The organism is Lichenicoccus sp., from assembly GCF_965277665.1.
Lineage (GTDB): Bacteria > Pseudomonadota > Alphaproteobacteria > Acetobacterales > Acetobacteraceae > Lichenicoccus.
In genome coordinates, this window is record NZ_OZ255835.1 from 1 (window position 1) to 2500 (window position 2500).

Annotated in this window: 1 pseudogene (cut by a window edge); it reads left to right on the top strand. The window is 67.3% G+C overall.

From position 1 onward, the window contains the following. A pseudogene (clpB, locus tag ACQY4O_RS00005) lies at positions 1-2500 on the top strand (ATP-dependent chaperone ClpB); its annotated part runs 22 nt beyond the window's last position; the annotation flags it as partial.

A 2500-nucleotide genomic window follows, 5' to 3' on the forward strand; every position in this document is an offset into this window, starting at 1 on the left:
GCGACTTCCATCAGCGTCTGGCGCCCGAGCACCTGCTCAAGGCGCTGCTCGACGATGAGCAGGGTGCCGCGGCAGCTCTGATCAAGGCGGCCGGAGGCGATCCGCAGGCGGCGAAGACGGCTGTCGAGATCGAGCTGGCGCGTCAGCCCAAGGTGCAGGGAGGCGGTGCCGGCCAGCCGCAGGCGACGCCGGACCTGGTGCGCGTGCTGGATAATGCGCAGACGGCGGCGACCAAGGCCGGCGACAGCTTCGTGGCGCAGGACCGTCTGCTGGTGGCCCTCGCGGCCTCCGATGGGCCGACGGCCAATGCCTTGCGACAGGCCAATGCTCCCGCCCAGGCGCTCGAGCGGGCCGTCGACGAGATACGCAAGGGCCGCAAGGTGACGAGCGAGAACGCCGAAGCCGGCTTCGATGCGCTCAAGAAATACGCCCGGGGACGTGACCGAGATTGCGCGGAACGGCAAGCTCGATCCGGTCATCGGCCGGGATGAGGAAATCCGGCGCGCGATTCAGGTGCTGGCACGCCGCACCAAGAACAATCCGGTGCTGATCGGCGAGCCCGGTGTCGGCAAGACCGCCATCGTGGAGGGGCTGGCGCTGCGCATCGTCAATGGCGACGTGCCCGAGGCGCTGAAGGGCAAGCGGCTGCTTGCTCTCGACCTCGGCGCGCTGGTCGCCGGGGCCAAGTTTCGCGGCGAGTTCGAGGAGCGGCTGAAGGCCGTGCTCAAGGAGATCGAGACCGCCGCCGGCGAGGTGGTCCTGTTCATCGACGAAATGCACACGCTGGTCGGTGCCGGCCGCGCCGACGGCGCCATGGATGCGTCCAACCTGCTCAAGCCCGAACTGGCCCGCGGCACCCTGCATTGCATTGGCGCCACCACGCTGGACGAGTACCGGAAGTACATCGAGAAGGATGCGGCGCTGGCGCGGCGCTTCCAGCCGGTCTTTGTCGGCGAGCCTTCGGTGGCGGATACGATCTCGATCCTGCGTGGCATCAAGGAGAAGTACGAGCTGCACCATGGCGTGCGCATCACCGATGGCGCGCTGGTAGCCGCTGCAACCCTGTCCAATCGCTACATCACCGACCGGTTCCTGCCCGACAAGGCGATCGACCTCATGGACGAGGCCGGCAGCCGCCTGCGCATGCAGGTCGACAGCAAGCCGGAAGCGCTCGACGAGCTCGACCGTCGGCTGATCCAGCTCAAGATCGAGCGCGAGGCGCTCAAGCGCGAGGACGATGCTGCCTCGCGGGACCGGCTGGGCAAGCTGGAACAGGAGATTGCCGATCTCGACGAGCGATCGGACGCGATGAGTGCGACGTGGCGCAGCGAGAAGGAGCGGGTCAACACGACCCAGAAGCTCAAGGAGCGGCTGGATGCGGCGCGTTCCGAGGTCGAGATCGCGCAGCGGCGCGGCGATCTCGGACGGGCCTCGGAGCTGATGTATGGCGTGATCCCGGCGCTGCAGAGCGAGATCGCCGCGACGGATGCCGGCAAGGACAACGCCCAGCTGGTGAACGAAGCGGTGACCGAAGAGTCGATCGCCTCGGTGGTGTCGCGCTGGACCGGCGTTCCGGTGGACCGGATGCTGGAAGGCGAGCGTGCCAAGCTGGTCCGCATGGAGGACGAGCTGCGTCGGCGGGTCGTCGGCCAGGAGGATGCCCTGCAGGCGGTGGCACACGCCGTGCGCCGGGCCCGGGCCGGCTTGCAGGACCCGCACCGGCCGATCGGCTCCTTCCTTTTTCTCGGTCCGACCGGCGTGGGCAAGACCGAGTTGACCAAGGCCCTGGCGCAGTTCCTGTTCGACGACGAGCGCGCGTTGCTGCGCATCGACATGAGCGAGTTCATGGAGAAGCACGCGGTTTCGCGCCTGATCGGGGCGCCCCCGGGCTATGTCGGGTATGACGAGGGCGGGGGTTCTCACCGAGGCGGTCCGGCGACGGCCCTACCAGGTCATCCTGTTCGACGAGGTGGAAAAGGCGCACCCGGACATCTTCAATGTGCTGCTGCAGGTTCTCGATGACGGCCGGCTGACGGACGGCCAGGGACGGACGGTGGATTTTCGCAATACCATCATCGTGCTGACCAGCAATCTCGGCAGCGACATCCTGGCACAGCAGCCGGAGGGTGAACCGGCGGCTCTGGTGCAGGCGCAGGTGATGCGGGTGGTTCGGGAGCATTTCCGGCCGGAATTCCTGAACCGCCTGGACGAGATCATCCTGTTCCGTCGTCTGCAGAAGTCGGACATGGCGACGATCGTCGATATCCAGATGCAGCACCTGCTGACCCTGCTGGCGGATCGCAAGATCACGCTGGTGCTCGACCAGCCGGCGCGGGGACTGGCTGGCGGATGCGGGCTACGATCCGGTCTATGGAGCGCGGCCACTCAAGCGGGTCATCCAGCGCAGCCTGCAGAACCTGCTGGCCGGGCTGATCCTGGACGGGAAGGTGCATGACGGCGAGACGATCCATGTCGGGGCCACGCGGGACGGCCTGACGAT